At 38.7% G+C, this 24901-nt stretch carries 31 protein-coding genes; 2 read left to right on the plus strand and 29 right to left on the minus strand.

Annotated features, from left to right (window positions below):
• Positions 1 to 75 precede the first annotated feature (75 nt).
• The 10 genes from PF327_RS05135 to PF327_RS05180 form a co-directional block, all read right to left on the minus strand.
• On the minus strand, positions 76 to 630 hold the full coding sequence (locus PF327_RS05135) for a DUF3833 domain-containing protein (protein ID WP_008242444.1): 555 nt from the start codon (positions 628 to 630) through the stop codon (positions 76 to 78).
• Complete coding sequence (locus PF327_RS05140) at positions 627 to 1853, minus strand: SAM-dependent methyltransferase (RefSeq protein ID WP_008242442.1); 1227 nt, start codon at positions 1851 to 1853, stop codon at positions 627 to 629. The genes PF327_RS05135 and PF327_RS05140 overlap by 4 nt, the downstream gene beginning before the upstream one ends.
• A gap of 1 nt (position 1854) precedes the next feature.
• A complete protein-coding gene (locus PF327_RS05145) occupies positions 1855 to 2595 on the minus strand; it encodes a DUF1365 domain-containing protein (RefSeq protein WP_008242440.1) in 741 nt (246 codons plus the stop codon).
• Positions 2592 to 3827 (minus strand): NAD(P)/FAD-dependent oxidoreductase, encoded by a 1236-nt coding sequence (locus PF327_RS05150; RefSeq protein WP_008242437.1) that lies wholly within the window; start codon positions 3825 to 3827, stop codon positions 2592 to 2594. Before PF327_RS05150 ends, PF327_RS05145 begins: the two co-directional genes overlap by 4 nt.
• A complete protein-coding gene (locus PF327_RS05155; protein WP_008242435.1) occupies positions 3824 to 4339 on the minus strand; it encodes a lipocalin family protein in 516 nt (171 codons plus the stop codon). Before PF327_RS05155 ends, PF327_RS05150 begins: the two co-directional genes overlap by 4 nt.
• Before the next feature lie 82 nt (positions 4340 to 4421).
• Entirely contained in the window at positions 4422 to 4847 is a 426-nt protein-coding gene (locus PF327_RS05160) for a methyltransferase family protein (protein ID WP_289401645.1), read from the minus strand.
• Positions 4848 to 4872: 25 nt separating this feature from the next.
• The gene (locus tag PF327_RS05165) at positions 4873 to 6141 is read right to left on the minus strand and encodes an MFS transporter (protein WP_289401578.1); all 1269 of its coding nucleotides are present in this window, start codon (positions 6139 to 6141) and stop codon (positions 4873 to 4875) included.
• Positions 6138 to 6428 carry a hypothetical protein gene (locus PF327_RS05170; protein ID WP_008242428.1) on the minus strand — a complete coding sequence of 97 codons (291 nt, stop codon included), beginning with the start codon at positions 6426 to 6428 and terminating at the stop codon, positions 6138 to 6140. Before PF327_RS05170 ends, PF327_RS05165 begins: the two co-directional genes overlap by 4 nt.
• A gap of 4 nt (positions 6429 to 6432) precedes the next feature.
• Positions 6433 to 6855, minus strand: coding sequence for a nuclear transport factor 2 family protein (locus tag PF327_RS05175; RefSeq protein WP_008242426.1), 423 nt, complete (start codon positions 6853 to 6855; stop codon positions 6433 to 6435).
• Positions 6856 to 6865: 10 nt separating this feature from the next.
• Entirely contained in the window at positions 6866 to 7633 is a 768-nt protein-coding gene (locus tag PF327_RS05180; RefSeq protein ID WP_008242424.1) for an SDR family NAD(P)-dependent oxidoreductase, read from the minus strand.
• Between the two features lie 150 nt (positions 7634 to 7783).
• Between PF327_RS05180 and PF327_RS05185 the strand changes: the two genes are divergently transcribed.
• Positions 7784 to 8242, plus strand: coding sequence for an SRPBCC family protein (locus tag PF327_RS05185; RefSeq protein WP_008242421.1), 459 nt, complete (start codon positions 7784 to 7786; stop codon positions 8240 to 8242).
• On the opposite strand, the gene trpB is transcribed toward PF327_RS05185, so the two are convergent.
• The 6 genes from trpB to PF327_RS05215 all read right to left on the minus strand — a co-directional run bounded on the left by trpB (position 8220) and on the right by PF327_RS05215 (position 12749).
• Positions 8220 to 9428 (minus strand): tryptophan synthase subunit beta, encoded by a 1209-nt coding sequence (gene trpB / locus PF327_RS05190; RefSeq protein WP_008242419.1) that lies wholly within the window; start codon positions 9426 to 9428, stop codon positions 8220 to 8222. The genes PF327_RS05185 and trpB overlap by 23 nt on opposite strands.
• 115 nt (positions 9429 to 9543) lie before the next feature.
• A complete protein-coding gene (locus PF327_RS05195; protein ID WP_155993677.1) occupies positions 9544 to 9714 on the minus strand; it encodes a hypothetical protein in 171 nt (56 codons plus the stop codon).
• The gene (locus PF327_RS05200; protein ID WP_081501814.1) at positions 9711 to 10253 is read right to left on the minus strand and encodes a flavin reductase family protein; all 543 of its coding nucleotides are present in this window, start codon (positions 10251 to 10253) and stop codon (positions 9711 to 9713) included. The genes PF327_RS05195 and PF327_RS05200 overlap by 4 nt, the downstream gene beginning before the upstream one ends.
• Before the next feature lie 58 nt (positions 10254 to 10311).
• A complete protein-coding gene (locus PF327_RS05205; protein ID WP_289401579.1) occupies positions 10312 to 10677 on the minus strand; it encodes a sirohydrochlorin chelatase in 366 nt (121 codons plus the stop codon).
• Positions 10667 to 11215 (minus strand): lipocalin family protein, encoded by a 549-nt coding sequence (locus PF327_RS05210; protein WP_289401580.1) that lies wholly within the window; start codon positions 11213 to 11215, stop codon positions 10667 to 10669. The genes PF327_RS05205 and PF327_RS05210 overlap by 11 nt, the downstream gene beginning before the upstream one ends.
• A 103-nt stretch (positions 11216 to 11318) precedes the next feature.
• Positions 11319 to 12749, minus strand: a complete 1431-nt coding sequence (locus PF327_RS05215) for an SDR family oxidoreductase (protein WP_289401581.1) — start codon at positions 12747 to 12749, stop codon at positions 11319 to 11321.
• Positions 12750 to 12943: 194 nt separating this feature from the next.
• Here PF327_RS05215 and PF327_RS05220 point away from each other — a divergent pair, with 194 nt between their 5' ends.
• Entirely contained in the window at positions 12944 to 13837 is an 894-nt protein-coding gene (locus PF327_RS05220) for a metallophosphoesterase (RefSeq protein WP_289401582.1), read from the plus strand.
• An 11-nt stretch (positions 13838 to 13848) separates the two neighbouring features.
• On the opposite strand, the gene PF327_RS05225 is transcribed toward PF327_RS05220, so the two are convergent.
• The 13 genes from PF327_RS05225 to lepA form a co-directional block, all read right to left on the minus strand.
• The gene (locus PF327_RS05225; RefSeq protein ID WP_289401583.1) at positions 13849 to 14499 is read right to left on the minus strand and encodes a hypothetical protein; all 651 of its coding nucleotides are present in this window, start codon (positions 14497 to 14499) and stop codon (positions 13849 to 13851) included.
• On the minus strand, positions 14480 to 14917 hold the full coding sequence (locus PF327_RS05230; RefSeq protein ID WP_289401584.1) for a GNAT family N-acetyltransferase: 438 nt from the start codon (positions 14915 to 14917) through the stop codon (positions 14480 to 14482). The genes PF327_RS05225 and PF327_RS05230 overlap by 20 nt, the downstream gene beginning before the upstream one ends.
• A 2-nt stretch (positions 14918 to 14919) precedes the next feature.
• Entirely contained in the window at positions 14920 to 15903 is a 984-nt protein-coding gene (locus PF327_RS05235; RefSeq protein WP_289401585.1) for a DUF2156 domain-containing protein, read from the minus strand.
• A 138-nt stretch (positions 15904 to 16041) separates the two neighbouring features.
• Positions 16042 to 16680 (minus strand): pyridoxamine 5'-phosphate oxidase, encoded by a 639-nt coding sequence (pdxH, locus tag PF327_RS05240; protein ID WP_289401586.1) that lies wholly within the window; start codon positions 16678 to 16680, stop codon positions 16042 to 16044.
• 8 nt (positions 16681 to 16688) lie between these two features.
• The gene (locus tag PF327_RS05245; RefSeq protein WP_289401587.1) at positions 16689 to 18044 is read right to left on the minus strand and encodes a cryptochrome/photolyase family protein; all 1356 of its coding nucleotides are present in this window, start codon (positions 18042 to 18044) and stop codon (positions 16689 to 16691) included.
• A 29-nt stretch (positions 18045 to 18073) separates the two neighbouring features.
• Positions 18074 to 18943 (minus strand): hypothetical protein, encoded by an 870-nt coding sequence (locus PF327_RS05250; RefSeq protein WP_289401588.1) that lies wholly within the window; start codon positions 18941 to 18943, stop codon positions 18074 to 18076.
• On the minus strand, positions 18940 to 19890 hold the full coding sequence (locus PF327_RS05255; protein WP_289401589.1) for a YbgA family protein: 951 nt from the start codon (positions 19888 to 19890) through the stop codon (positions 18940 to 18942). Before PF327_RS05255 ends, PF327_RS05250 begins: the two co-directional genes overlap by 4 nt.
• Before the next feature lie 12 nt (positions 19891 to 19902).
• Positions 19903 to 20781, minus strand: coding sequence for an ABC transporter substrate-binding protein (locus PF327_RS05260; RefSeq protein WP_289401590.1), 879 nt, complete (start codon positions 20779 to 20781; stop codon positions 19903 to 19905).
• Positions 20778 to 21398, minus strand: a complete 621-nt coding sequence (thiE, locus tag PF327_RS05265) for a thiamine phosphate synthase (RefSeq protein ID WP_289401591.1) — start codon at positions 21396 to 21398, stop codon at positions 20778 to 20780. Before thiE ends, PF327_RS05260 begins: the two co-directional genes overlap by 4 nt.
• Entirely contained in the window at positions 21382 to 22170 is a 789-nt protein-coding gene (thiD, locus tag PF327_RS05270; protein WP_289401592.1) for a bifunctional hydroxymethylpyrimidine kinase/phosphomethylpyrimidine kinase, read from the minus strand. Before thiD ends, thiE begins: the two co-directional genes overlap by 17 nt.
• A 108-nt stretch (positions 22171 to 22278) precedes the next feature.
• Entirely contained in the window at positions 22279 to 22725 is a 447-nt protein-coding gene (locus tag PF327_RS05275; protein ID WP_289401593.1) for a hypothetical protein, read from the minus strand.
• Positions 22725 to 23081, minus strand: coding sequence for a hypothetical protein (locus tag PF327_RS05280; RefSeq protein ID WP_289401594.1), 357 nt, complete (start codon positions 23079 to 23081; stop codon positions 22725 to 22727). Before PF327_RS05280 ends, PF327_RS05275 begins: the two co-directional genes overlap by 1 nt.
• On the minus strand, positions 23081 to 24892 hold the full coding sequence (gene lepA / locus PF327_RS05285; protein ID WP_289401595.1) for a translation elongation factor 4: 1812 nt from the start codon (positions 24890 to 24892) through the stop codon (positions 23081 to 23083). The genes PF327_RS05280 and lepA overlap by 1 nt, the downstream gene beginning before the upstream one ends.
• Positions 24893 to 24901 lie beyond the last annotated feature (9 nt).

The raw sequence follows: 24901 nt of genomic DNA on the forward strand, positions 1-24901 counted from the left end.
TGTACATCCTTTGCTAACGTATTCACACTCAATATAAACAATAAAGATAAGATACCTTTTAACATACTGTCTCCTTTAATCCATTGCATCGGCAGGAAAATCTTTAATGATTGTGATCACCAGTTCACCCACTTCAAAACCGAATTTTTTCATTTTAGAATGATTTAAAATTACACCATCTTCTTGAAGATGCAGCCAGTCACGTACATTGATATCTATCGTTGACTTATTGTACGGGACACGCATCGTATAGTCTATCATAACTGTATTGCCTTTTGCAATCATCTGCGCTTCACCAACAATGTCTCCGGCAGTGCCTGTAAAGGTTTTCTCTCCAGTAGGTGTCAGGGTCCAGACACGTGTCTGTGTTTCTCCATCATCATAGACAAATTTCTCATCCAGGGTACCTACACCATTCTTGTCCCAGCTTCCTACTAGTTTTCCTTTGAAACGCCTAATGATCTTTCCATCTCTGTCTTTCACTATACCGTATGCGGTCATTGGTCCGTTAAAATACTTTTGAGGGATGAACTCAGGTGTAGTGTTGGAGAAATCATCAATCTTCATACTGCTGCCACACCCTGTTAAGAGTCCGCATATTCCAAGTGTTAAAATAGATTTGAGTTTCATGCTACCAATCCTTTATTCAAATGTATGTTCTGATCACGGGTAAAAGCCACTTGTACCAAATTGATATTTCGCGTTAAAAATGCTGCTTCACAGTAACAAAGATACATTTTCCACATCCGTATAAAGTATTCATCGAATCCGAGTTCTTTAACCTTATGAAGCTTGGACCTGAACGCATCATGCCATAATCTTAGAGTTTTCGCATAATCTTCTGTAAACTCTTCCATATGTAAAAGATTTAAACGGGTGTGATTTGTCGTTGTTTGAAGTATTTTGCTGACACTTGGCAAATGTCCTCCCGGGAAAATATACTTCTGGATAAAGTCGGTTCCTCTACTATAGGCATCATAGCGCTGATCTGGCATAGTAATAACCTGCATCACCATTACACCTGAAGGCTTGAGGAGTGATTCGCATTTTTTGAAAAAAACATCAAAATATTCTTTTCCGACTGCTTCAAACATTTCTACTGCAATGATGGCATCAAAAGTGCCATCAAGATCCCTGTAGTCCTTAAGCAGGATCTCTATCTGGTTATCGACCTCTTCTTTTCTAAAACGCTTTTCACAAAGTGCTTTTTGCTCTTTACTCAGTGTAACTGTTGTCACCTCGCACTGTTTCTCTTTGGCCAGGTGAATCGCCATTGCTCCCCAGCCCGAACCTATCTCAAGTACTTTAGCCCCCGGCTTAAGGCGTAGCTTGTCTGAAAGCAGTTTGATCTTTCTTTGTTGTGCTTCATACAGTGACTCTTCCGGGTGTTCAAATACTGCACTGGAATACATCATCGTATCATCCAGCATCAATTCAAAAAAATCATTAGAGAGGTCATAGTGCTGTGAGATATTTTTTTGTGACTGCGTTTTAGAGTTTTTACGCATCCAGTGCTTTATCTTGTTGAGCTGAGGCAATAGGTTGATAAAATGGTTAGTGCTTTTATCTTCACTTTTTGCTGCCAATGCTTTTGAGTTCAGCAGTGCAATACTGATCAGGTTCGTTAGGTCGGTAGTTTCAAAATCACCGTCCATGTAACTCTCTGCAAATCCTATATCACCATAAAGTGCAAGACGTCTAAAAAAGCGGCTGTCATGTATGATCATACTTGTTTTTGGAGATTCACCGTTTCCATAGATTTTTTTGGTTCCGTCACTGTAGATTACTTTCAGTGTTCCCTGTTCAATACGCTTTAAATATCTGTCTCCGAATTTGTTCCAAAATCCTTTCATTTCAATACCTCCTTATTTGATCTGCTGCTGTTGGCGAATACCAGGTCAATCCTTTTCGCCAAAGCTTTAAGGTTTGCCACAATGTTCTTGTAACCACCCAAAATGTTAAAAAAGAGTGACGTGCAAACAGTTTTACAACCGTTGTACTCTTAAAGGGCTTTGCTCTGCCTCTGAAAGAAGCAGTCAGTTTTTTGTTTCCTTCTTCATAGAGATCCACTTTCAGTGACATTTTTGTCTCTTGATACTGCAGTGTAAATCGGTACTCTCCCTTCGTTTCCAAAAAAGGAGAAACATACATATCTTTCATTACTTTGCCTTCATAGACATCATTCTTTTTTGTCTCTAATATCACAGGGTAGACGACTCTCCCACCGTTGTAGTTATGTACTTCAGCAAAAAGATGTGTTGGTGTCTTCTCATTAAAAAGTATCAGTACACTTATAGGATTAAATACAAAATTTGCAACTCTTGGAAGGGTCATAAAATGCATATTTTCACTAGGTGTAAGTTCAAACTTCTGGAGTAATGCTTCTACATTCTGCTTAAAATCTTCACTTTGGCCAAAATGATCTTTACTTTTGAAAGAAAAAAGGTTCACCCCTTCGAATGAGAAAAGCTTGTTTTTCAGTGTATTCAGTAAGCTCAGATCGATATCCAACAGATAGAAGGGGTAGGTAAATTCATGAACCTTTGGTGTATACCGTTTATGATAGACCGTTCCTTCAAAAAAACTATGGCTCATAATGCACATCCAAAGCTCTGGGCTATCGTGTTGGCACTCCAGAGTCCATCTTCATGGAAACCGTAACGCCAGTAGGCACCCGCATAGTACGTATGGTTCTGACCATTGATCTCTTCACGTCTGGATTGCATCATGATCGCCCTGCTGTCAAACTGCGGATGTGCATAAGAGATCTGTTCTATCACATTTTCCAGCTCTGAAGTTTCATTCAAAGAGACAAAATACTCTTTCTTACTGTCAAGATTTTGCAGCCTGTTTATCCAGTAAGAGAGTGTCACGGCATTCTCTTTCCCACCTGTTTTATAGTTCCATGCTGCATAGATCTTCTTGTCCGGGTAAAGTGCCTTACTGTCATTATGCAGTAGTGCATCGTTTTGCTTGTAAGGGAAAGCAGAAAGTATCTCCTCTTCTTCAGCTGTGGCATCCTGTAGCAACTCTAATGCCTCAGGTGCATGCATTGCCATGACTACTTTGTCATAATGGCTCTCACTCCCGTCTTGATGGAGAAGTATCACATAGTCATCATGGCGCTTAATACCCACCACATCACTGTTCAAAATGATCTTTCCTGAAATGTGCGCTTTAATCTTCTCTACATAATTTTTTGAACCTCCGCTTACAGTAAGCCACTGATGCTGTGTCGTAACACCAAGCAGTCCGTGGTTTTTAAAGAACTGTACAAAAGTCCTTGCAGGAAAATCATGCATTTTGTCACTCGGTGTTGACCAGATAGCAGCTCCCATCGGTATGATATAACGTTCTTTGAATACCTTCGAATAGGACTCAAGATATTCTCCAAGAGTACCATCTAGTGCAGAACTATTTTCGTCTATATCGATGTTAGCCGTTTTATTGAACCGCATAATATCGGCTATCATTCTGTAGTGAGACAATGAAAAAAGATTTCTTTTCTGGAAGAATAGACCACTAAGAGATTGACCATTATAGGCCGTATTGGATACTTCGTCCCAAAAACCGAAACTCATGTCACTGTTTTCTATCTTGACATCCAGTTTTGAAAAGAGTTTGGTCAAAAGCGGATAGGTCTCATGGTTGAATACCAAAAAACCTGTATCAACACCAAAACGTTTGTCATCTTCCTCTACCATGGTAGTACGTGCATGTCCTCCAAGACGTCCTTCTTTTTCATACAGATCTACTTCATGTTTTTGGCTTAAAAGATAGGCAGAACCCAAACCGCTGATGCCTGCTCCAAGTACTGCAATTTTCATTTGTAACGTCCTTTTTTGTCTTGTGGTGTAAAGATCAGTCTCTTCACATCCATCTTTTTTTCAAGTTTCGATAGAATCTTCTTGAGTTTTCTTTTTGGCAACTGAGGCTTTCTGCTCAGCACCCAGACCTGATCCATCTCTTCATCTGTTACCACTGCAGCAGAGTAATCTTTTTCTAAGTAAATAACACGGTATTCACGTGTAAAAATATAAAAATAGGTCATGTCTATCTTTGACATAGAGTTTCCATTCTTAGGCTCCGCAGTACCTTTGTACTCTATAAGATCTCCACCTATGATATTTTCAAAACATCGGTTGAAAACTTTGTAAGTACTGTCGTTTTGCAATGCATATTCAACCGACGATGCAACACAATCTTTTTGATAACTGTTATAAGTTCTTGCTACTTCATACCATAGACCGCTAAACGCTTTAACGTCTACATGAGGTACAGGCAAAGGGGCGTTAGAAAACAAAAATGTTGAAAATAAAATAAATAACAATTTTTTCATCTCTAGCTCCTTTACAGTTTTTTACTCTAACTGTAGTTTATGCTGTTTTTAAATCTTTTTGTATTGTTATTTTGTCAGTTGATTAAAACCAGCGACGTGTGTGTTGTTTGTAGTGTGTATATCTCTCTTTGAATAGGCTTTCTAAAATCTTTTCTTCATCTGGTACAATCAGGTAATGAAGGGTAATCCATAAAATCAGAGCAGAAGGCAAAAGCCACACCATATCTAATACAAAACCCAAACCAAATTGAGACAATACCAATGCCAAGTAGACAGGGTTTCTACTCATAGCAAAAACACCGCTGTCTATAAGTACCGTAGGTGTAGAAAAGGGGGCATGAGGGGTGAAATGATTTTTAAACATTCTATAAGCCAAGATAGTGAGTATCAGGCTAACGAAAAGTAAAATTAGCCCTATAAATCGTATTACATCACTATCACTATCTATATAAAGTTTAAAATTCAAAGGTTGAATCCACGAAAGATATACACCTAAAATAAATGTCATTAAAAATAAAATTGAAGGACTAAGGTTAGACTGTTTCACGATAATCTTTCATAATCCAAAACGCGATCATTTTGAAAAAAACCGGTGCACCGCCATAGAGTAAGGCAAGTGTAGTCAGTGCCAATGGTGTAGGTTCATGAGGATCAAACCCCACTGCCCCTAATATGACAAACCCTATACCCACAGCTAGTGCAAGTGCAAACTTGGTCAACATAGCCCAGATTCCAAACAGTATGCCGGCATAAGAAGATTTTTCTTTTTCTATCTTTTGTACCACATCTGCCTGAATGGAAGATGGCAATGCCATATCTGCACCTAAAGAGAGCCCTGAGACGAAAGTAATACATGCAAACCATACAAGATCGCCACTACCGAGAAAGGGAACAAAGACAAAGGCAGTAGAAGCAAGTAACATAGAACCCAGCCAGCTTTTCCGTTTGCCTATCTTTTTGGCTAACATAGTCCAAAAAGGTAAGCCTGCTATACCTGAAGCAAAATAGAGTAAAAGCAGTGGACCTGTTTTTGATTCTTCTTCCAAGACAAGCTGAACAAAAAACAAAAAAAGTGTTGCAGGAAGAGCATTTGCCAGTGAGTTAAGTGTAAAAGCTGATTGCAGTCGGCTAAGTGCAGGTATTTTCTGCCAGAGTGTTTTAACCTCTCTAAATGTAATGTGCTTAGTAGGTTTTACTCTACTTTCTTTAATACCCGTAAGGGTAAGAGGAAGCATCAAAATGAGTGCTATCAGAAATGCAGTATATAAGATACTCAGGCTTTTATCTGCGGATTCTGAAACACTATAAAGGTACGGTATAAGAAGTGCTGCCAATGCACCGAGTATAGTAAAAAGCTCTCTTGCTCCACTCAAACGGGTCTTTTCATGATAGTCTGAAGTGATCTCGGCACTCCATGCAAGATAGGGTATGGATACAATACTCCATCCTAAGTAAACCAATATTGAAAAACTAAAAAGCCATAGTTCAGTCTGATTTTCAGGTGGATGTATCAGTGCATAAAAACTTGCAACTAAGATCAAGGAACCTGTAAGTATAAAAGGTTTTCTTTTCCCATATCTGCTTTGAAGTCTATCACTGTAAAGTCCTACCAGTGGATCTGTAATAACATCCGTGAGTCGTGCAAAAAAAAGAATAAGACCTACTAGTGTTACACTTATTCCTACACTCTGTGAATAAAAGGTAGGCAGATAGATATACAGTGGAAGTCCTAACATAGCAAGGGGTATTGCAGTTGAAGCGTAGGAGATCAATGTAAAATATGTAAGTTTTTCTTGTTTCATTGTACACCCTTTTTACATTTTGATACCCACATAAAATGTTTACGCAATCTCTCATCAGCACAGAGTTTTTCAAGTGTATTAAACTCTTTAGAAAGGGTATGTTCATCATACAAATCATGTATACCGTTATGACAGGTACGACATACATAAATAACCGCATCAAGCAATTCATTGATAGAACTGTTTTTCATTTTTTTATGTCTTTTTTTCGGTATAAGGTGGTGTTTTGTCAATGCTGTATGACGAGAACAGGTAGCACATATTCCTAAGGTTTTTGAGTTTTGCATAAGGTCAACTTCTCGAAATCTTGCGCTTGATCAATCTAAGAACAGACCCTACTACAGGCATCTTTTCATATATATGCTCAGCCGCATCCCAAAAGTCAACATGCGATATAATCTTTCCTTGGTTATTTATTTGCAAGCGACTTACCCCTTCAAACCTGTTTTCATTCTTTTCACCTTTAAATGCAAAGGTAAAATCCCATTTGACGTAGGCCACATTTTGTTTGTCTATGTATTCTTTAATGATAAATCTTGGTTTATCCAGAGTCTGATACATATGTTCAAATACTTCATATACTGCTCGTATACCCTTTACTTCATTGAAGGGATCCTTGAAAACAACAGCATCATCATAGATAGTACGAAAATCTTCAATGTCAACACCTTCATTCAGTGTTTCAAAATAATGGCTCAATTTCTCTTGGTTCATCATAGCATCCTTACGAAATGTCTTTAGGCAGCATCTTTTTAGTCAATGCCAAAGAGATCCTGTAGGGAATCAAGCGTAATACCTGCAAAAAGGTAGAGAGTTTAAACGGAAAATGTATCTCAAAACGATATGGTTTTTTTGTCGCTCTGATAATATTTTCTGCTGCTTCTTCAGGTGTCATAAGTTCTGGCATATCAAAACTGTTTTTCTGTGTCAGTCTTGTTTTCACAAAACCATGATTGATCACCTGAAGTTCTATACCCTTGACATTCAACTCAGGCTGTAGAGACTCAGCCAAATTCAGTAATGCCGCTTTAGGTGCACTGTACCCACCTCCAAGAGGAAGGCCAAAGTAGCTTGAGAGACTGGCATTCCATATCCACCTTCCCTCCCCTTTTCTTTCAAAATATGGTAAAAGTTCACTCATCACACGTACTGCTCCCATATAATTGATCTGCATCATCGCTTCAAAATGTTCAACATCCCACTCTTCTGTAGACATCACTTCGTAGACTGCTGCATTATAGAACCATATATCGATACCCTCAAAACGTTTCCATGCTTGAGGTACAGCTTTTTTTACAGATGCTATAGAGGTCACATCTATGTCTACGATCTGTAGTTGTTCTTCATAAATTTGTTTGAGCGTTAAAAGTTCTTTTGTACTGCTCGCCTTTCTGGCACTGGTAATAACATACATACCCTCTTGTAACCACTTTTTTACAAGTTCCAGTCCAATCCCACTGCTTCCACCGACAATCCAGATGCGCTTTTTCATTTGTGGTTCCTTTTATGAGATTTTATTTTCATCTTTATGTAAGTTTATGATTTTTATACCTATCTTTGTAGTCATTTATTGTCGATTGAAAAATAATGAATTGACAAAAAGGTTATACAAAAGATTTATATCCCATGACATAATGCAAATATGAAACATACACTAATATTTGAAACTCCAATACCATGCAGTGTCAAAACCCTTTTTGACTTTCATGCAAACACAAAGAATCTTCCTCTGATTACACCCAAAGATACCAGTCTTGAGATACTCAAACTTGATACACCTTTGAAAGAGGGAAATAAAGCCGTGCTACGCATTAAAAAAGGATGGTTTTCTTTTGTCTGGAAACTGACATTTGAAAAAGTAGAATATCCGGATCTTATCATTGATACAGCAACACAGTCACCCTTTAAAAGCTTCAGGCATGAACATCACTTTATACAAGTGGATGATTCACACAGTGTACTACGGGACGAAATTACTTTTTCGCTGCCTTTTGAGCCACTGACTACAGCTATTGTATGGCTGATCAAACGAGATATGAAAAAAATGTTTGCCTACAGACATCAAAAGACTCAAGAGCTTATAGCTTCAAAATCTCCATAGCCTGTATCATATCTTTATCTCCTCTTCCAGAAAGGCTGATGATAATTGTTTTATCTTTGATCTTCTCTTTAGGCATTTTTTTAAGATAGGCGATGGCATGGGCACTTTCAAATGCCGGAACGATCCCTTCAGTGCGGCTAAGCCATACAAAGGCATCCATCGCTTCGTCATCGGTAACAGAGTCATAGATCACTTTGCCCTGCTCCATTAAAAATGAGTGTTCAGGACCTATCCCCGGATAGTCAAGCCCAGCAGAGACAGAATAAGCCTCTTCTACCTGTCCGTCATCTGTTTGCAACAGATAACTCAACTGTCCATGAAGAACACCGGGTCTACCTAATGCCAGAGAAGCACCATGATCCCCGCTATCCAATCCTTTTCCTCCTGCCTCTATGCCAATGCACTCTGTTTTTTCTTCTTCTATAAAGTGGGCAAACATACCTAATGCATTGGATCCGCCACCGATACAGGCAATGACATAATCAGGCAGCGTATTCGCCTGTTCTAAGAGTTGTGCTTTGGCTTCATAACTAATGATGGCCTGAAAATCACGTACCATCAAAGGATAGGGATGGGGGCCTGCAGCGGTACCTATAACATAAAAAGTGTCTCTGGCATGGGTGACCCAGTGTCTTATAGCGTCATTCATCGCATCTTTCAGTGTTTTACTGCCGGATTCCACTGCATGTACTTTGGCTCCAAGCAGTTTCATACGAAAGACATTGAGCTGTTGGCGCTCTACGTCTTTTGCACCCATAAAAACCTCACACTCAAGACCCATAAGTGCTGCGACAGTTGCAGTAGCTACGCCATGCTGTCCTGCACCCGTCTCAGCAATGATCTTCGTTTTCCCCATACGCTTAGCCAAAAGACCCTGGGCAATGGTGTTATTCACCTTGTGTGCACCTGTATGGTTGAGATCTTCACGTTTCAGATAGACTTCTGCACCTATTTCATCACTGATGTTCTGTGCTTTATATAAAGGGGATGGACGTCCTACATAGTCTTTGTAGAGTGCATTAACCTCATTCCAAAAGGTTTTGTCAAAACGGTATTGTTTATAGACCTCATCAAGTTCAATAAGTATGGGCATCAGTGTCTCAGGTACATATCTACCTCCAAACTTGCCAAAGTGGCCTCTTTCATCCGGGTCAAAACTAAATTCTGTTGGTATATACGGTTTCATGAAAACTCCTTTATAACCTATACTATACAGTTTAAAAAAGTTTTCGTAGTATATTTATGTCGATTAAAAAATACACTCACTTTTTTGCACTTAGTTTTTTTATATAGATATCTTCTCAATCTTCATCATAAATAGTGAAGATCGGTTCAAATCCCATAAGTTGTAATTTTTTATCCACTGTTTTTGCATCAAAACCATTTCTTTTAATCGATGATATTAATTTGATCTGTTGTTCTCTACTCAACCCTGCTAGCTCCAATTCAAATTCAATTTCTTCTAAAGTCATTTTATACTCCTTTTTGATAATGTAAATGTCTCTTCCACTGTCCCATACTTCCCACGACCAGAAAATAGCATAGGCTTCTCACTTTGCTTATCATTCACATATATTTTGGTGACATCTGCTATAAAAATGGTATGATCACCATTTTTATAAGTATCACATACCTTACATTCATAGATAAAGTCTGAAGCACTGAGTAATACATTTTCATGGCTATCTTTACCCTCAACCTTTAATCCACTTTTAGCCAATTTATCTTCACTGTCACCATGTATTTTTCCCAAAATATTGATAGTTTCATAATGATCAAATGGTAAAAAATTGAGTGTAAAGCTTCGATGTTTTTCCAGTAGTGCATGCGTGTAGTTCTCTTCACGTACCGCCACTGCATAACGAAAAGGTGACTTAGAGATAGGCATATGCCATGAAGCCGGCATGAGATTATCTTGGCAGGCGAGCAAAGCCGTGACTCTTGGTTGTGCGTGTGTTGCTTGTTCTAAAGTATCATAGGTTTTAAACATTGGTTCCTCATTTTTTCTCATATTTTATACTGATACAACAGTATTTCGTATAGAAATTATGTCAATTCATACTAAATATCTACTCTGCCATATCGCTAAGAAGCTTCACCATACCAGAGGAACTGCCTACATGTTCTTTGAGTGTTATCTTTACTTGCGGGTATGAAGCCTGTATATTCTGAACCACTTCAGGAATATCTCGGGTAACATGGTTACCCGAAGCCAGGAAGTAAGGTAAGATGACTATCTCACTCACACCTTTATCTATACAGGAGTGCATACTCTCTTCCAAAGAAGGAGCGGCAAACTCCAAAAATGCCGTCATGACAAATGCATAGTTTTTAATCTGTAGGGATCTTACTTTCTCTCCAAGTGCCTTGACCTCTTCATTGGAAGAGTCTTTTCGGCTTCCATGTGCTACGATGATGAGTGCTTTATTTGTCATTATTCCTACTTGTATTCATACTTTGGTCCGGATAGATCAGTTTGCTTGTATCAAAGCCGGCTTCTTTTGCTTGCGCTAAAAGTCTCTTCAGTGTTGTCTCATCAAGTGTGGGTTTTCTAGAGAGTATCCAGAAGTAACTCAGATCAGGCCCACTAATCATCGTGTAAGTTTCATAATCTGTATCCATCACGATATAGGAGCCATAAAAAGGCCCAAAGAAGGATACTTTTAAGAAGCCTTTGTCAGGATCTTTTACAAAGTACGCTTTACCTTCTGCCTCACTCCACTCTTTCTCTTCTGTTTTATACCCTTTGTTGAGTACTTTAACCCCACCATCTTCTCTCATACTGTAGGTTGCCGATATCGCTTCCATACCCCTTTCAAATCTGTGTTCCAATCTTGCTATCTCATACCATGTTCCAAGGTACTCGGTGAGTTTGAAATTTTCAACGGGTGCTACTTTTTCTGGTTTTTTCTCTTCACACCCTGTCAATAATAATGCAAATAAGAGTGCGAGTGGTAATAGTAATTTTTTCATGTTTATCCTTTTCTATAATAGTGAAATACAGTATTCCTGCAACATAAAGTATGAGTAAATCCATTTATTTTATTTTAGCCATTCTATCAACGTATTCATAGTTTTATTTTGTCTGTTCATCGTTTTGTGCTTTTTTTAATATGGACCTTATCATATTACGAAATACTAAATAATGCACAGGAGTAAGAATATACCAATAGAGTCTGCCCCATAGTCCACGTGGAGAAAAATAAGCAGTTTGCACCAGCTCATCCCCTTTTATCTTGAATTCCAGCCAAGCCTTACCCGGAATTTTCATTTGTGCATAGAGAAGCAGCCTTTCATTGACACTCAAATCTTCAACCCTCCAGAAATCCACACTCTCTCCTATTCTAAGTTGTCGACAGTCTCTTCGTCCCCTGTTCAATCCTGCACCACCGATCATTTTATCCATCCAGCCTCTGATCTCCCAAAGCCAATCATATCCGAACCATCCCTCTTCCCCACCTATGGAGCAAAAAGTGCAATATATTGTCTCTTTTGGAATACCACGCAGCTTTATAGACTGACGATCCATCAAAACTGCTGATGCAGGGTCATGTTTATGCTGTTTCTCCCACATGTCCTGTCCACCACCCGCATCACTCCATCGACTGAGAACTTGATTCTCTTCCATCTCTTTGATCGCTTTTTTAACTGCTTCATTAAATTTCATAGGGTGTATATGACTAAAGTACCTCTTGGCATTGTCATTTTGTATGAGCACTTCAGACGATAGTCCTTCTATAAGTGGACGTGCAACCGTATAAGGTACAGGGGTAAAGAGATTCAGCCAATAAGAAGAGAATTTAATGCTCAGTATAGGAAGCGGAAAGATCCAGCGTCGAAGACCCAGTGCATTGGCACAAGCTAGCATCATCTCTTTATAGGTCATCTTCTCACTACCTATATCCACTACAAGATTGCCATCGATACTAAGATCCTTTGAGGCATTCAAGTAGGCAATGACATCATCTACTCCTATTGGCTGTGCTAAGGTATTGACCCATTTAGGTGTGACCATGATAGGCAGTTTTTCTGTAACATGCCTGATGATCTCAAAACTGACACTTCCTGAACCTATGATCACCCCTGCACGTATCCAGATGGTCTCTATCTTGTCAGGTCTGCTTGAAAGTATTTCTCCTGTTTCTATTCGGCTTAAAAGATGTTCACTTGCATGTTCTTTCACACCAAGTCCACCCAGGTATATGATACGTTTAACCCCTTTTTTGATGGCTGCATCCAGAAAATTTTGCGCACTTTGTTTGTCAAGTTCTTTATAGTTTTTGTGTTGCAAAGAGTGTATGAGATAGTAGGCAACATCAATGCCCTCAAGTGCACGCTCCAAAGAGTCCATATCAAAAGTATCACCTTGTACTATTTCAGCATTTAGATTAGAATCAAGACTTTTAGGATTACGCACAAGCAGGCGTAAGAATACATCTTCATTTAAAAGCGTTTGTTTGAGGCGTCTTCCTATATACCCGTTTGCACCTGTAAGCAGAACTTTCATCATGTATCCTTTCTAACATTATAACAAGCACTGTATAAAATACATATATCTTATGCTTAAGTATAGTCTAACCAAATTATTATTCATAGTGTTCTTATGACTGTTCATCATCTGTATTATAATGAATTGACATCTTTTTACTATGAAAGTAGATGAAATCACATTATAATCAGATAAAAAAGGAGGCATACATTATGGACGACTTAAAAATCGAAAATATATATGTTGTAGGCGATGTACATGGATGCTTTTATACTTTACAAAACCTCATTGCACGTCTTCCAAGAGGTGCTGAACTCATATTTGTTGGAGATTTGTGTGATAAAGGTAACTTCTCAAAAGATGTTATCGATTTTGTCATTGAAAAAGGTTATGCTTGTGTCAAAGGGAATCATGAACATCTCATGGATACCTACTTGGAAGATGCGATTTTTCACAACAAACACGGTCCATGGAGTTCAGACAAACGCTACGGTGGGATGGTTACCCTTGAGAGTTATCAAGGTGATCATACCAAAATACTCTCCCATCTCGAGTGGATCAGAACCCTACCTATGTATATACAAATAGATAGATATTTCATAACACATGGTTTTGCATTGCCATTTTATGAACACCGAAACAACCCTGTTTATTACAATGACTATTTACTCAACAGATATGAGGATGGCATGAAAATTAAAAATGAAGAGGTAATCAATATTTTCGGGCATTGTGTCTTTGATGAAGTTATATCAGAAGAAAATTTTTATGGTATTGATACAGGGTGTTCTTATGGAAAAAAACTTACAGCCATACAACTAGGAACCATGCAAACCTATCAGGAGACAATGGATCCCAGAGATTCTGAATACAGTATCAAAGAGTTGAAGCTTGCCCATATCGATCTGCCACAAGATGAACATACGATCAGTAATCTGCGTATGCACATAGACGCACTTTTTACAGACTTCGACCTTGTCTCCACCGAGGTTGCAGAGTACATTGTAAAGAGATTTGGTGATGTCGGCAAACAAGAGATAGAGAATATGCTGGAAAAAAAGCAGCTCTTTGTTAAACAGGCAAAGAAGATACTAGGAAATCATTAGCCAAACCCGGATTATCTGAATTTTTCAAAAAGTTCTTTTTTATCCTGCTCCAGTTCTATATCCGACAAAAAAATTCTTTTTTTAAAGATCTGGTACAATTTATACTGTAGATAGATACCGTACAGAGCTAACAGTGTTAAATAACTAAGGATATAGAGTAAAGGAACATCAAGAGAGTCAAACAGCATAGCGCTCACCCCACCCAAAATGATGGCCAGAGAAATGATAAATGACCGTATCATCAAATACTCTTTCAGATCAATAGATTCATCCTTCATGAAATCAACCGTATGCACCCTGGCCACTTCAAAGGTAATCCCCTGAATCGTAAAAATGGCCAAGATCACATAGGTAAAGACTTCAATGGAAACAAGGTATAAAGAATAGCTTGCTATCTGTATCACATCAAGCACGATGGAAAAAAGATAGATCTTGTATATCCTGATATGCTTGAACAGAGGTTGTATGATACCGTCAAGCGCACCTATCAACATAAAAAAACTAATCATATACACAGGAAGATAGGTACCTTCGAGCTTTGTCACATAGGGCATGAGTGTCCAATCAATATAGGTGATCAGCAATATCGCCAAAGATTGCAGATACAAAAATGTACTTTGATTGATCTCATAAAGTATAAACTTATAATTTCTTAATTTCATCATTCTCCTGCTTTCTCATAAGATATCCGTCACGGTTGTTTGGATAATAATTCTTTAGTATTTTTTGCTTTGTAAAACCGAACTTCTCGTAAAGTGATATGGCCCTTTGATTGGTCGTTTTGACCTCCAGCGTATAACTAGGAGATTTTAAAAGTCCAAAAGAATATGCAAGGAGCATTTGTGCGACACCTCTCCCCCAGCACTGCGCAGAGACACCCAGTGAATAAAGACGGTAATAGGTTTTTCTTTTGAGCCAAAGGATATACCCTGCTACTTCCCCTTCGTGCATAAAAACGAACAAATCGTTCTTTTTGATATGATAGGAGAACGAACCCCTGCTCAAAGGAAAATCATCTTTGGGAAAGAGGCTGTTTTCCAATGCAACCAATGCATTGAGATGCTCTCTTGTAGCGCGCATGATCATTGTTTCTGATAAATCGTATATTTAGGGATCAGCTTATCAGGACGATAGGACATTTTCACTTTTTTCAAATTTTCAAACCCCATGTCATCGCCTACATTGATATACTCACTTTGATAGATCTCTTTGAGATATTTGGTAAACTCTCTAAAGATAAACTGGGCACATCCCAGTACCTCAAAATCAGTCTTTTCAATGATCACACTGGATGTCTGTTCATTGATCCTCTCACCGACAGTAAAGCCTTTGATCTCATCATCTATATAAAGCACCATGCCTACCACATCGAGATTTTTATAATCATTCAATAGTCGTTTGATGGCAAATCTCTCAAAATAAATACCGTCTAAAAATGTTTCGACCTCTTCTTTTGGCATATAGGTTGTCCTGTCTTTGACCCATTTGTTAAAAAGATGTGTTATCCCATCCCGATGTTTATCGATATCTATGATCTCAACCCTGTGATTGGTGTAAACCTTCTGAAATTTGTTGATCTCATTTCTTTTTGATTTGTACTGATCCCCTTTGAGTTCAATAAGATTATCCACTTTATAGATATAGTCCACTAGCTTCTTTTCAATGATAAAGTCTTTGAGCATATCAAAGATCACTGTGCCCTCTTCAAGGTAATCCACAAATCCTTCAAGCATATTCTCATGGATATATTCTATTTTAGAGTACTGCCTATTGCTGTTATGTGCATTCATGATCTCAAAACATTGCAGCATCGCTTCATAGGTATTTTCCTGTTTTCCCAAAGGCGGAAGGAGCATGGAAAGTTCACCTGAATTTAGGATAAACAGACAAAAGGTATCATTCACAATGGCATAAAATCCTGTGGCAGTAGAGAGCCAGATGTAATTACCTGCAAAGGTATAGTCACTGATATCTGCATTGACCACTTTAAGGTATCTATCCATGTGCTCTTTTGCTCTCAGGTCAAAGTGTTTTAGGGTATAGTTGCTCACGGTCAAAGTTGACACATTTTTCTCCGAAGTATTTTTTCGAATTTTACTCCTTTTTTTCGGATTTGCATCAAATTTTCAACAATTTTTTTGAGAAATTAAAAATATTTTGCTTTCCTGTTTTTACTGGATAATAACCTATTAAAAAACAGTATTCTAAGGAGCAAGTCTTTCTATCTTCCATCCGCCGTTTTCTCTCTTATAGAGGATACGGTCATGCAGTCTGTTCGCTCTTCCCTGCCAAAATTCTATCTGTGAGGGTATGACCCTGTAGCCTCCCCAAAAATCAGGTAGTGGGATGGAACCATTAGCAAACTTTTGTTTCATTTTTTCTATTTGCATTTGAAGCATCTTCCGTGAAGAGATGACCGAACTTTGTTTACTCACCCATGCACCTATTTGACTACCTCGAGAACGCTTCATGAAGTATGACATAGACTCAGACGTACTGATCTTTTCACAGGTACCTATCACACGTACCTGACGTTCGAGATCCAACCATAAGAATTCCAGTGCCACATGAGGATTTTCTTCTATCTCCTTGGCTTTGACACTGTTATAGTTCGTAAAAAACACAAACCCCTTTTCATCAAATATCTTTAAAAGTACGGTACGTATATTTGGAATATTCTCTTTCGAGCTTGTAGCCAATATCATACTGTTTGGATCTTTCACCTCTGTCTCGACTGCTTGTGCGAACCACGTTTCAAAAAGAATAAAAGGATCTTCAGGTACCGTACTTTCATCGAGTGTCGCTTGTATATATTCTGTACGCATCTCTTGCAAATCTAACATGCTACCTCCTAAAGTCTCTGTTTAAAATATGCCAAAGCATATTGTGAAGCCTCTTTATGTACGACTATCGGTTTGGGATACTTTTCAATACTATAGTTTAGCAGATAGCTCTCATCATGAAGCTTTTTTGCATCTACGTCTCTGAGTTCGGGTATCCACTTTTTGATATAGCGTGCCTCTTTGTCAAATTTTTTACTCTGCAGATAGGGATTGAATATACGGAAATACGGTTGAGGGTCTATACCTGTACCTGCACTCCATTGCCAAGAGAGTATGTTGGATGCAGCGTCATAATCCAACAGATACTTCGCAAAAAAACTTTCTCCCCACTGCCATGGCAAGAGCAGATCCTTGGTAAAGAATGAAGCGCAGATCATACGTACACGATTATGCATCAAACCTGTTTGCAACAATTCTCTTACCCCTGCATCCACTACGGGTACTCCTGTTCTGGCTTCACAAAATGCACTGTATTTTTCTTCATCTTCTATGCCGTTAAATCTGTATTTATAGTTTTCCCACGCTAGATCAGGAAAATGAAAGAGCAAATAAGCATAAAAATCACGAAAAATGAGTTGTCTGAAAAAAGGTTCCGTATCCACACCTCTGTTTTTCTGCTCGACCAAAAAGCGTAACAGACTTCGTATAGAGATCGTACCAAAACGAAGGTCGATACTGAGATGTGAAGTCACCTCTTTATCAAGATAATCTCTCTCCTTGGCATAGATGGAAAGATTATCTTTCAGGGCTTTTAGTTTCGTTTCGAGCTGATCGATGCGGGGAAGATTTTCTCTAAATCCTATCGAATCAATATCTAAAGGCAGGATCTCCTCTTTATCATCAATTTTGGTGATACCTTCATACGAAGTCTTATAGAGCGTATGTTCTCCAAACGTATACTCTCGAAGATGTTCTTTAGAAAAAAGTGCTTTAGCCTTGTTATAAAAGGGAGTAAAGACAAGATAAGGTGTACCATCATCTTTGAGTATCTCTTCAGGTTTAAAGATATAGGTATCATACATATAGCGAAAGTGAAGAAGATGAGAAACCCTTATATCACGCTCTTTGGCATAGGCGTCATAATCTCCACTGGCAACCACCTCATCAAAACCTTGTGCCTCTAATACTCTAAATATCTCTACAGGATCACCCCAAAATATTTTGAGGTCTAAACCTTTGTCTTGTAGTGACTCTTTGAGCTTGATCACCCTGTCAAAAATAAAGCTGACACGTTTATCATCTTTAGGAAGTGCATTGAGTATTTGTGTATCGAAGATAAAAATAGGCAGTACCTCACCACCTAATGAGAGTATAGGGTTGTCTTCTACTCTTAGATCACGCCTGAACCAGAGAATCCTTTTCATCTATATTACCTACTCTCCTCATAACTTCTTTAAAAAAGATATTTTAACTTGATGATACTACCCAAAGAGGGTTCGATACTATAACTGTCTACTTCATCAGCATTATGGTTGTAGATGGTAAAATCACGTTTAAATGCATAGAGAAGATCTGTACTTAATTCAAAGTGTTGATTGATCTCGTACCGAAATCCTAGGTTTACCTGAAAATCTTTTGCTTCGCTATAGCCCCCTGGCTCAATACCGCTGTCATCTGCAAGACGTATCACTGCCTGAGAGTAGACCATACCCGCATTAATTAAAACTTCTGGAGTGATCTGATAGCCTACATAGGCTCTTGGAAATCCAATGACCATTTTTAAACCATCTGTTGCTCTCGCTCGATAAGAATACCCAAGCACTGGTAACACAAGTGTTTTCACAGAGTGATAATTTGCAAAAGCACCAAGCTGGATCGTATGTTTATCATCCACTTTATAGGAAAAAAAACTTGTAATACCTGCACCCAAAGAGTGACTCATCTCTTTTTCATAGGTTGAATTCACATTGACTGAATTAAGCATGAACCATTTATCATTGATATGTAAAGGAAAATTTGTATAAAGCTTGAACCGATTCATAGCATCTATAGGTGTTTTACCTTTGTAAAAAGGGAGATCATTCTCATTGCTCCAGTCAAAATCCCAACGGCTATAACTAAAGCCCACAATCTCATTATTGATCTGGATCATTTGTTTATATGTCTTCACACTGCCCTCATACCCTTCAAATTTGGCATCCGAAAGAAAATCACTTTGAAAAGTTATTTTTGGTTGTGCAATTTTTTCAAGCAGTGACAGTTTTTGCTCTTCAGCGATCAATAATGAACTACAAACTAGCGCGAGAAAGGTAAGACCTTTCATTTTCCACTCTTTATATCTGAACGTAGTGCCAACTCTTTAGGATAGGGATGAAGAAATTTTTGATCCAAAAGATACTCTACATTATAGGCTTTTGCAAACATATGAAGTCTGCTTAGTGGTGCGATCAGAGGTACTATTTTGTTTGCATAATCATGTATTTGTTCATGAAGCATCTCTTTTTCTACTTGATTTACTTTATCCTTCACGAAGCCGGCCATATGCTCCAGGACATTTCTGTTCTTACCTATAGAACTTTTTTGCGCGATAGCTGTTTTAAATAGGATCTCATACTGTCTAAATATTTCATCAAATGGTAACCCCTCATGATTACCTACAATTTGTCCTAGTTCACGATACATCATTTCATTTTTTGCTTGTAGCATGAATTTATAGCTCTGATGAAAAGATACCAATGTTTTCATAGTGGGGTTTGAAGCCTTAAAATTTTCGAAATCATCGTAAGCAAAAAGTTGCATGATGAAATTCTCGCGTAACCATGGGTCATTCAGTCTTCCTTCCTCTTCCATGGGCAATAAAGGGAAATGCTCTTTACACATCTTTACAAAAAGACCGTCATCTTTCTCTTTGGAGTAGCCGTTCGACCTGTAAACCATGGCACTTCCGAGCCCGCAAGAAGGAGATTTGGACTTGAATATGATACCCCGTATAGGTTCATTCTGAATTTTTTGAAGTTCCAAGTTATTGGTATCTAAAAGCTTCTCAGTAACATCGACCTCTCCATCACTGCTTTGCACATAATAGCCTTCATTCTCATCTTCTACCAGTCTTATTGTTGATCTAGGCGTACCGAATGCTAAATGTTCGGGACAAAATGAAACGAACTGGGCATACTTTCCTAAACTTTGGGTCACAAATCGATCATGACTGTGTCCGCCGCTATAACGTATTTCTTCCCCTAGTAAACATCCTGATACGGCTATTTTCATAAGTCACCCTTTTTAGTGTAAAAAAGCTGTTTTGAATCGCTCATCATCTAATGCTGTGATGCCTATCTCTCTAAAAAATTCCAAAATAGGTAAAGACTGTGCATAATTTGAACTATAATTTTCATCAAAACATTCTAATGTTGCTCTTAGTATATCATCCATAAGTGCTGATTTAGCTTCTTTGGTATGATCATAGTAGATATCCATTGCCTCTTTTGGGTTTGCGTTCATAAATCTGATAGACTCTTTGACTGCTGCATCAAAATCTTTACATACTTTTTCGTTGGCATGGTAAAAGTCTTTATTGACAAACAAATCCAGTGCACTGAAATTTTCAAAACCTGAAGTTTGAGCGTCGAGATAGAGCAGATCTATTCCTTCATGCTGTGCCTCTATCCCTTCAAAATTATAGAAGTAGAGCCATCCACCATCTGCACCTTCTTTCATATACTTGATATGTTCAAATCCATTAGGTTCAAAGTGTACCTGTCCTCTAGATACATCAATACCCTCTTTCTCAAAGTAACGACGGATGATCTCATATCCTATGGTATTGGTCACATCGTTTGATACAGGCGTGGTTATGGTGATCATTTCACCATTCTTCACTTTTTCATACGTCTCTTTTTTAAGTAAAACACCACCTTTGGTTTCAAAATAGGTACCTAATGAAAGGAATTTCTCATCAAACTGTTCTATAAGATGCAGTGGTTCGTTGGTTGCGAACTGGATATTCCCTTCAATGAGTTCATCCAGTCCATCATAATGCTCATCTGGTACAATGAGTTCAAGGTCTAAACCATAATTTTCAAAATAACCTTTGTGTAACCCTACCAAAAAGGGTAAGTGATCTGGGTTTAAAAACCATTCAAAAGCGAGTTTCAGTTTCATATTTTCATTCCTTTTATTAAATTCGATACGTTTTCTTTTGTATTACCTTTAAATGCTGCACTTACAACAGAGATCATGTCTGTCTGTGTGGCTGCAATTTGTCCTATATTTGTTTGGGAAATCCCACCAATGGCACAAATAGGTATATCAATTGCTTCTTTTGCTTTGTGCAATACATTTAGAGAGATAATACCTGAGTGAGGTTTTGTGGGCGAAGCAAAAAATGATCCAAATGCTACATAGTCCGCACCCTCCTGCTGAGCCTCTCTGGCTTTACGAATACTTCCGTAACATGATACCCCTATGATACCTTTGGGGAAAATTTTCCTCGCCTCTTCAATAGGCATATCATCTTTACCGATATGCAGTCCATCAGCATTCATCTTCGCTGCTAAATGTGGACGATCATCTATAATGAAAGGCACGTTATGACTGCTGCAAAGTGATTGAAGTATTCGACATACTTCTTCTACCTCTTCATCTGATTTTGTTTTGTTTCTATATTGTACGATAGAAGCTCCTGCGATAAGGGCATCTTCAACATAACTATGTACAGTTTCATCTGGTGTAAGGTACTCATCTGTGATCACATAGAGACCATTAAGCGATCGCTGCATATTCTCCTCCTTTTTTATGATGTATAGGGCCCGGTCCATTTCCAATGTCAGGAGCCTCTCTCAGACCATGTGCAATAAAACTTTTTGCAATGGAGATCGATTTCTCAAGAGAATGCCCTAATGCAAGATTTGCTGTGATCGCACTTGAAAAAGAGCATCCTGTACCGTGTAAATTTGAGGTTTCTATGAGCGGTGACTGAAACAGACGTTTTTGACGCTGAAAATAAAGTTGGTCCACACTGAAGCTTCCTTCGGTAGATTCAACCACATGATGTTTGATCAGTACTGGTGTATTAAGACTCTGGATCATTTCAAGGGATTTTGTATCTCCATCTATATATCCAAAGAATTCATAGGCCTCATGATGATTGGGTGTGATCAGTGTCACATGATCAAAAAGAGATTTCATAGCACTTAAAGCATCATCTTCAAGCAATGGGGAACCTGCTTTAGAGATAGAGACAGGATCAAGCACAATAGGAATATGAAGATCCTGTATCATCTCACACACAGCATCTATTATCTCTTTATTGAAAAGCATACCGATCTTGATCGCAGCTACATCAAAATCGTTCAATACCATTTCAATCTGTTTCTTGACAAATGCTGCATCCATACCTACAATTTGTTCAACACCTGTGGTATTTTGTGCTGTCAGAGCTGTGATCGCTGTGGTACCGAACACATTAAAAGCTTCAAATGTCTTTAGGTCCGCTTGAATACCTGCACCGCCACTACTGTCAGAACCGGCAATACTCAATACTACTTTCATATTCACTCCTTGATTTATATTTAGGAGTATATAAAACGTAGGATACTTTTAGTAGTGTAAAAATGTCAGTTCAATGAAATAAATGAAAAAATTAGGTGAGTTTGGAGATCAAAGTATGTCTCGAAGTACCATCGCATAGTGCAGGACAATAAGGTTTAAAAGAAAAATACCCATCGATGAGCCTTTGGAGAAAAGACGCTGTAAAGGTGTTTTTTCTCTGTGCAGGGTCTTCAAAGAAATAGCCATATGTATCACGGTAAGTACTACAATGACGGCTACTATATAGAGCTTCATACGCAATGCATCGATCACTTCATTGGAGAGATTTGAAAAAAGTATATCTAACAAACCATTGCTGGAGATCATCAGATACCCTGTAGTAAGTAGAATGATCAGTGCTGCTGTCTCAAAATACCCATAGATAGGACCTATACGCGGATATACAGCATCCTGGTCCTCTTTTTTTCTAAGACTCACACCCAGCATGAACATGAAAAATGCACCACCTATCCATGCGATGGCTGCCACCATGTGTAAATGTAATGACCAGCCCACTACTTTCTAGCCTCTTTGTTATGATGCCCTAACGAACAATATTCTTTTGCATTGTCTCTATCCAACAAAAGCAGTGAATCAGGTTTGATAGTATTCCATCTCTCTGCTCCTTGTACCAGATAAACTTCTACACCCAGTTCCTGAAGTTTCAGGAACGTTTTGTAACCCAACTCTTTGATATAGACCCTATCTATCTTCAATGTATTAAAATATTCAAAAAATTCTGGTGATTTTGACGTTTTATGGGGGTTTTCCTGTACAAAGATCTGTCCTTCATCAAGAAAAGCAAAGGAGTGTGCTTTTCTGAAACGTCCGGAAATGTTTTTTTTATCTTCTTCTACAGAAATGAGTGTCATTAGCTGTCTAACTTCAATACAGCCATAAATGCCTCTTGCGGTACTTCCACAGAACCGATGGATTTCATACGTTTCTTTCCTGCTTTCTGTTTCTCTAAAAGCTTTCTTTTACGTGTGATATCTCCACCATAACATTTTGCCGTCACGTTTTTACCCATCGATTTTACATTCGAACGGGCAATGATATTGTTTCCGATACTCGCCTGGATAGCGACTTCAAAAAGCTGTCTTGGAATAAGCTCTTTGAGCTGTGCAACAAAGGCAAGTCCTCTTGTTCGAGCTTTCTCTTCAGGAACGATGATAGAGAGTGAATCCACTATATCTCCCGCGACGCGTATATCAAGCTTCACAAGATTACCTGGTCTAAATCCGATAGGTTCATAGTCAAAACTCGCGTATCCTTTGGTGATCGACTTCAGTTTGTCATAAAAGTCCATCACGATCTCATTCATAGGGATATCATATTCCATAAGCACACGTGTTTCATTCAGGTAATCCATCTTTACCTGAAGACCACGACGGTCATTCAGTAGTTTGATAAGATTACCTACGTACTCTTGAGGTGTAAGTATCGTCGCTTTTACATACGGCTCATAGATTGTATCGATCTTCTGCGGTTCAGGAAGCTCGCTTGGATTTTGTATCTCAATTTCAGTACCGTTGGTTTGTTTGACCTTATAGACAACCGTAGGTGCAGTCGCGATAAGTTCAAGGTTAAACTCACGTTCCAAACGCTCTTTAACCACTTCCATGTGCAACATTCCAAGGAAACCTGTTCTAAACCCGGAGCCCAGTGCCATAGAACTCTCCGGTTCAAAGCTCAATGAGGAGTCGTTGAGTTTGAGTTTGTTCAGTGCATCACGCAGGTCTTCAAACTTATCGGTCTCTATAGGATAGATACCTGCGAAAACAAACGGTTTAGCGGGTTCAAAACCTCCAATGGCTTTAGCAGTAGGATTTTTGGCATCAGTAATAGTATCACCAACCTGTAGGCCTTCAACGGTTTTAAGTCCGGTGACAACGATACCCACTTCACCCGTACGGATCTCATCTGTTTTTATCGGTGCGATAGGGTTAGGATACATCAGATCAAGTACCTGATGTTCCTCTTTTGTTCCCATGATCTTGATATTTTGTCTCTTTTTGATACTTCCTTCAAAGACACGTACCAATGCCAAGGCACCTAGATAATTGTCAAACCAGCTATCGTAAATAAGTGCTTTAGCTGGCGCATTCTCATCACCTTGTGGTGCCGGGACACGATCTACGATAGCATCTATAAGATCTTTCACACCCACACCGGTCTTGGCTGACACAAGATTATGCTCAGTCGCATCGATACCTATCGCCTCTTCCAGTTCAGTCAATACCCTGTCCGGATCGGCTGCAGGAAGGTCGATCTTGTTTACGACCGGTAAAAGTTCAAGATCATTCTCTATAGCGATATAGACATTGGCGATCGTCTGTGCTTCAACCCCCTGTGCAGCATCCACGATCAACAGTGCACCTTCACATGATGCCAGAGAGCGGCTCACTTCATAAGAGAAATCCACATGGCCCGGAGTGTCAATAAGGTTGAGGATGTAATGTTCACCATCTTTTACATAGTCAAGACGTACAGATTGCGCTTTAATGGTAATACCACGTTCTTTTTCTATATCCATCGTATCCATCACTTGTGCAGACATCTTTCTGTCTGAAACCGCCCCACACTCTTGTATGATTCTGTCTGCAAGTGTCGACTTTCCATGGTCGATATGTGCGATAATAGAAAAATTACGGATATTCTTCTGTGGTACTGGTTTGGCCATTACATTCCT

This window comes from Sulfurovum xiamenensis (assembly GCF_030347995.1).
Lineage (GTDB): Bacteria > Campylobacterota > Campylobacteria > Campylobacterales > Sulfurovaceae > Sulfurovum > Sulfurovum xiamenensis.

Coding starts and splice junctions, on each gene's coding strand:
- PF327_RS05135 (WP_008242444.1), bottom strand. CDS start 630: ATGAAACTCAAATCTATTTTAACACTTGGAATATGCGGACTCTTAACA.
- PF327_RS05140 (WP_008242442.1), bottom strand. CDS start 1,853: ATGAAAGGATTTTGGAACAAATTCGGAGACAGATATTTAAAGCGTATT.
- PF327_RS05145 (WP_008242440.1), bottom strand. CDS start 2,595: ATGAGCCATAGTTTTTTTGAAGGAACGGTCTATCATAAACGGTATACA.
- PF327_RS05150 (WP_008242437.1), bottom strand. CDS start 3,827: ATGAAAATTGCAGTACTTGGAGCAGGCATCAGCGGTTTGGGTTCTGCC.
- PF327_RS05155 (WP_008242435.1), bottom strand. CDS start 4,339: ATGAAAAAATTGTTATTTATTTTATTTTCAACATTTTTGTTTTCTAAC.
- PF327_RS05160 (WP_289401645.1), bottom strand. CDS start 4,847: ATGACATTTATTTTAGGTGTATATCTTTCGTGGATTCAACCTTTGAAT.
- PF327_RS05165 (WP_289401578.1), bottom strand. CDS start 6,141: ATGAAACAAGAAAAACTTACATATTTTACATTGATCTCCTACGCTTCA.
- PF327_RS05170 (WP_008242428.1), bottom strand. CDS start 6,428: ATGCAAAACTCAAAAACCTTAGGAATATGTGCTACCTGTTCTCGTCAT.
- PF327_RS05175 (WP_008242426.1), bottom strand. CDS start 6,855: ATGAACCAAGAGAAATTGAGCCATTATTTTGAAACACTGAATGAAGGT.
- PF327_RS05180 (WP_008242424.1), bottom strand. CDS start 7,633: ATGAAAAAGCGCATCTGGATTGTCGGTGGAAGCAGTGGGATTGGACTG.
- PF327_RS05185 (WP_008242421.1), top strand. CDS start 7,784: ATGAAACATACACTAATATTTGAAACTCCAATACCATGCAGTGTCAAA.
- trpB (WP_008242419.1), bottom strand. CDS start 9,428: ATGAAACCGTATATACCAACAGAATTTAGTTTTGACCCGGATGAAAGA.
- PF327_RS05195 (WP_155993677.1), bottom strand. CDS start 9,714: ATGACTTTAGAAGAAATTGAATTTGAATTGGAGCTAGCAGGGTTGAGT.
- PF327_RS05200 (WP_081501814.1), bottom strand. CDS start 10,253: ATGAGAAAAAATGAGGAACCAATGTTTAAAACCTATGATACTTTAGAA.
- PF327_RS05205 (WP_289401579.1), bottom strand. CDS start 10,677: ATGACAAATAAAGCACTCATCATCGTAGCACATGGAAGCCGAAAAGAC.
- PF327_RS05210 (WP_289401580.1), bottom strand. CDS start 11,215: ATGAAAAAATTACTATTACCACTCGCACTCTTATTTGCATTATTATTG.
- PF327_RS05215 (WP_289401581.1), bottom strand. CDS start 12,749: ATGAAAGTTCTGCTTACAGGTGCAAACGGGTATATAGGAAGACGCCTC.
- PF327_RS05220 (WP_289401582.1), top strand. CDS start 12,944: ATGGACGACTTAAAAATCGAAAATATATATGTTGTAGGCGATGTACAT.
- PF327_RS05225 (WP_289401583.1), bottom strand. CDS start 14,499: ATGAAATTAAGAAATTATAAGTTTATACTTTATGAGATCAATCAAAGT.
- PF327_RS05230 (WP_289401584.1), bottom strand. CDS start 14,917: ATGCGCGCTACAAGAGAGCATCTCAATGCATTGGTTGCATTGGAAAAC.
- pdxH (WP_289401586.1), bottom strand. CDS start 16,680: ATGTTAGATTTGCAAGAGATGCGTACAGAATATATACAAGCGACACTC.
- PF327_RS05245 (WP_289401587.1), bottom strand. CDS start 18,044: ATGAAAAGGATTCTCTGGTTCAGGCGTGATCTAAGAGTAGAAGACAAC.
- PF327_RS05250 (WP_289401588.1), bottom strand. CDS start 18,943: ATGAAAGGTCTTACCTTTCTCGCGCTAGTTTGTAGTTCATTATTGATC.
- PF327_RS05255 (WP_289401589.1), bottom strand. CDS start 19,890: ATGAAAATAGCCGTATCAGGATGTTTACTAGGGGAAGAAATACGTTAT.
- PF327_RS05260 (WP_289401590.1), bottom strand. CDS start 20,781: ATGAAACTGAAACTCGCTTTTGAATGGTTTTTAAACCCAGATCACTTA.
- thiE (WP_289401591.1), bottom strand. CDS start 21,398: ATGCAGCGATCGCTTAATGGTCTCTATGTGATCACAGATGAGTACCTT.
- thiD (WP_289401592.1), bottom strand. CDS start 22,170: ATGAAAGTAGTATTGAGTATTGCCGGTTCTGACAGTAGTGGCGGTGCA.
- PF327_RS05280 (WP_289401594.1), bottom strand. CDS start 23,081: ATGACACTCATTTCTGTAGAAGAAGATAAAAAAAACATTTCCGGACGT.
- lepA (WP_289401595.1), bottom strand. CDS start 24,892: ATGGCCAAACCAGTACCACAGAAGAATATCCGTAATTTTTCTATTATC.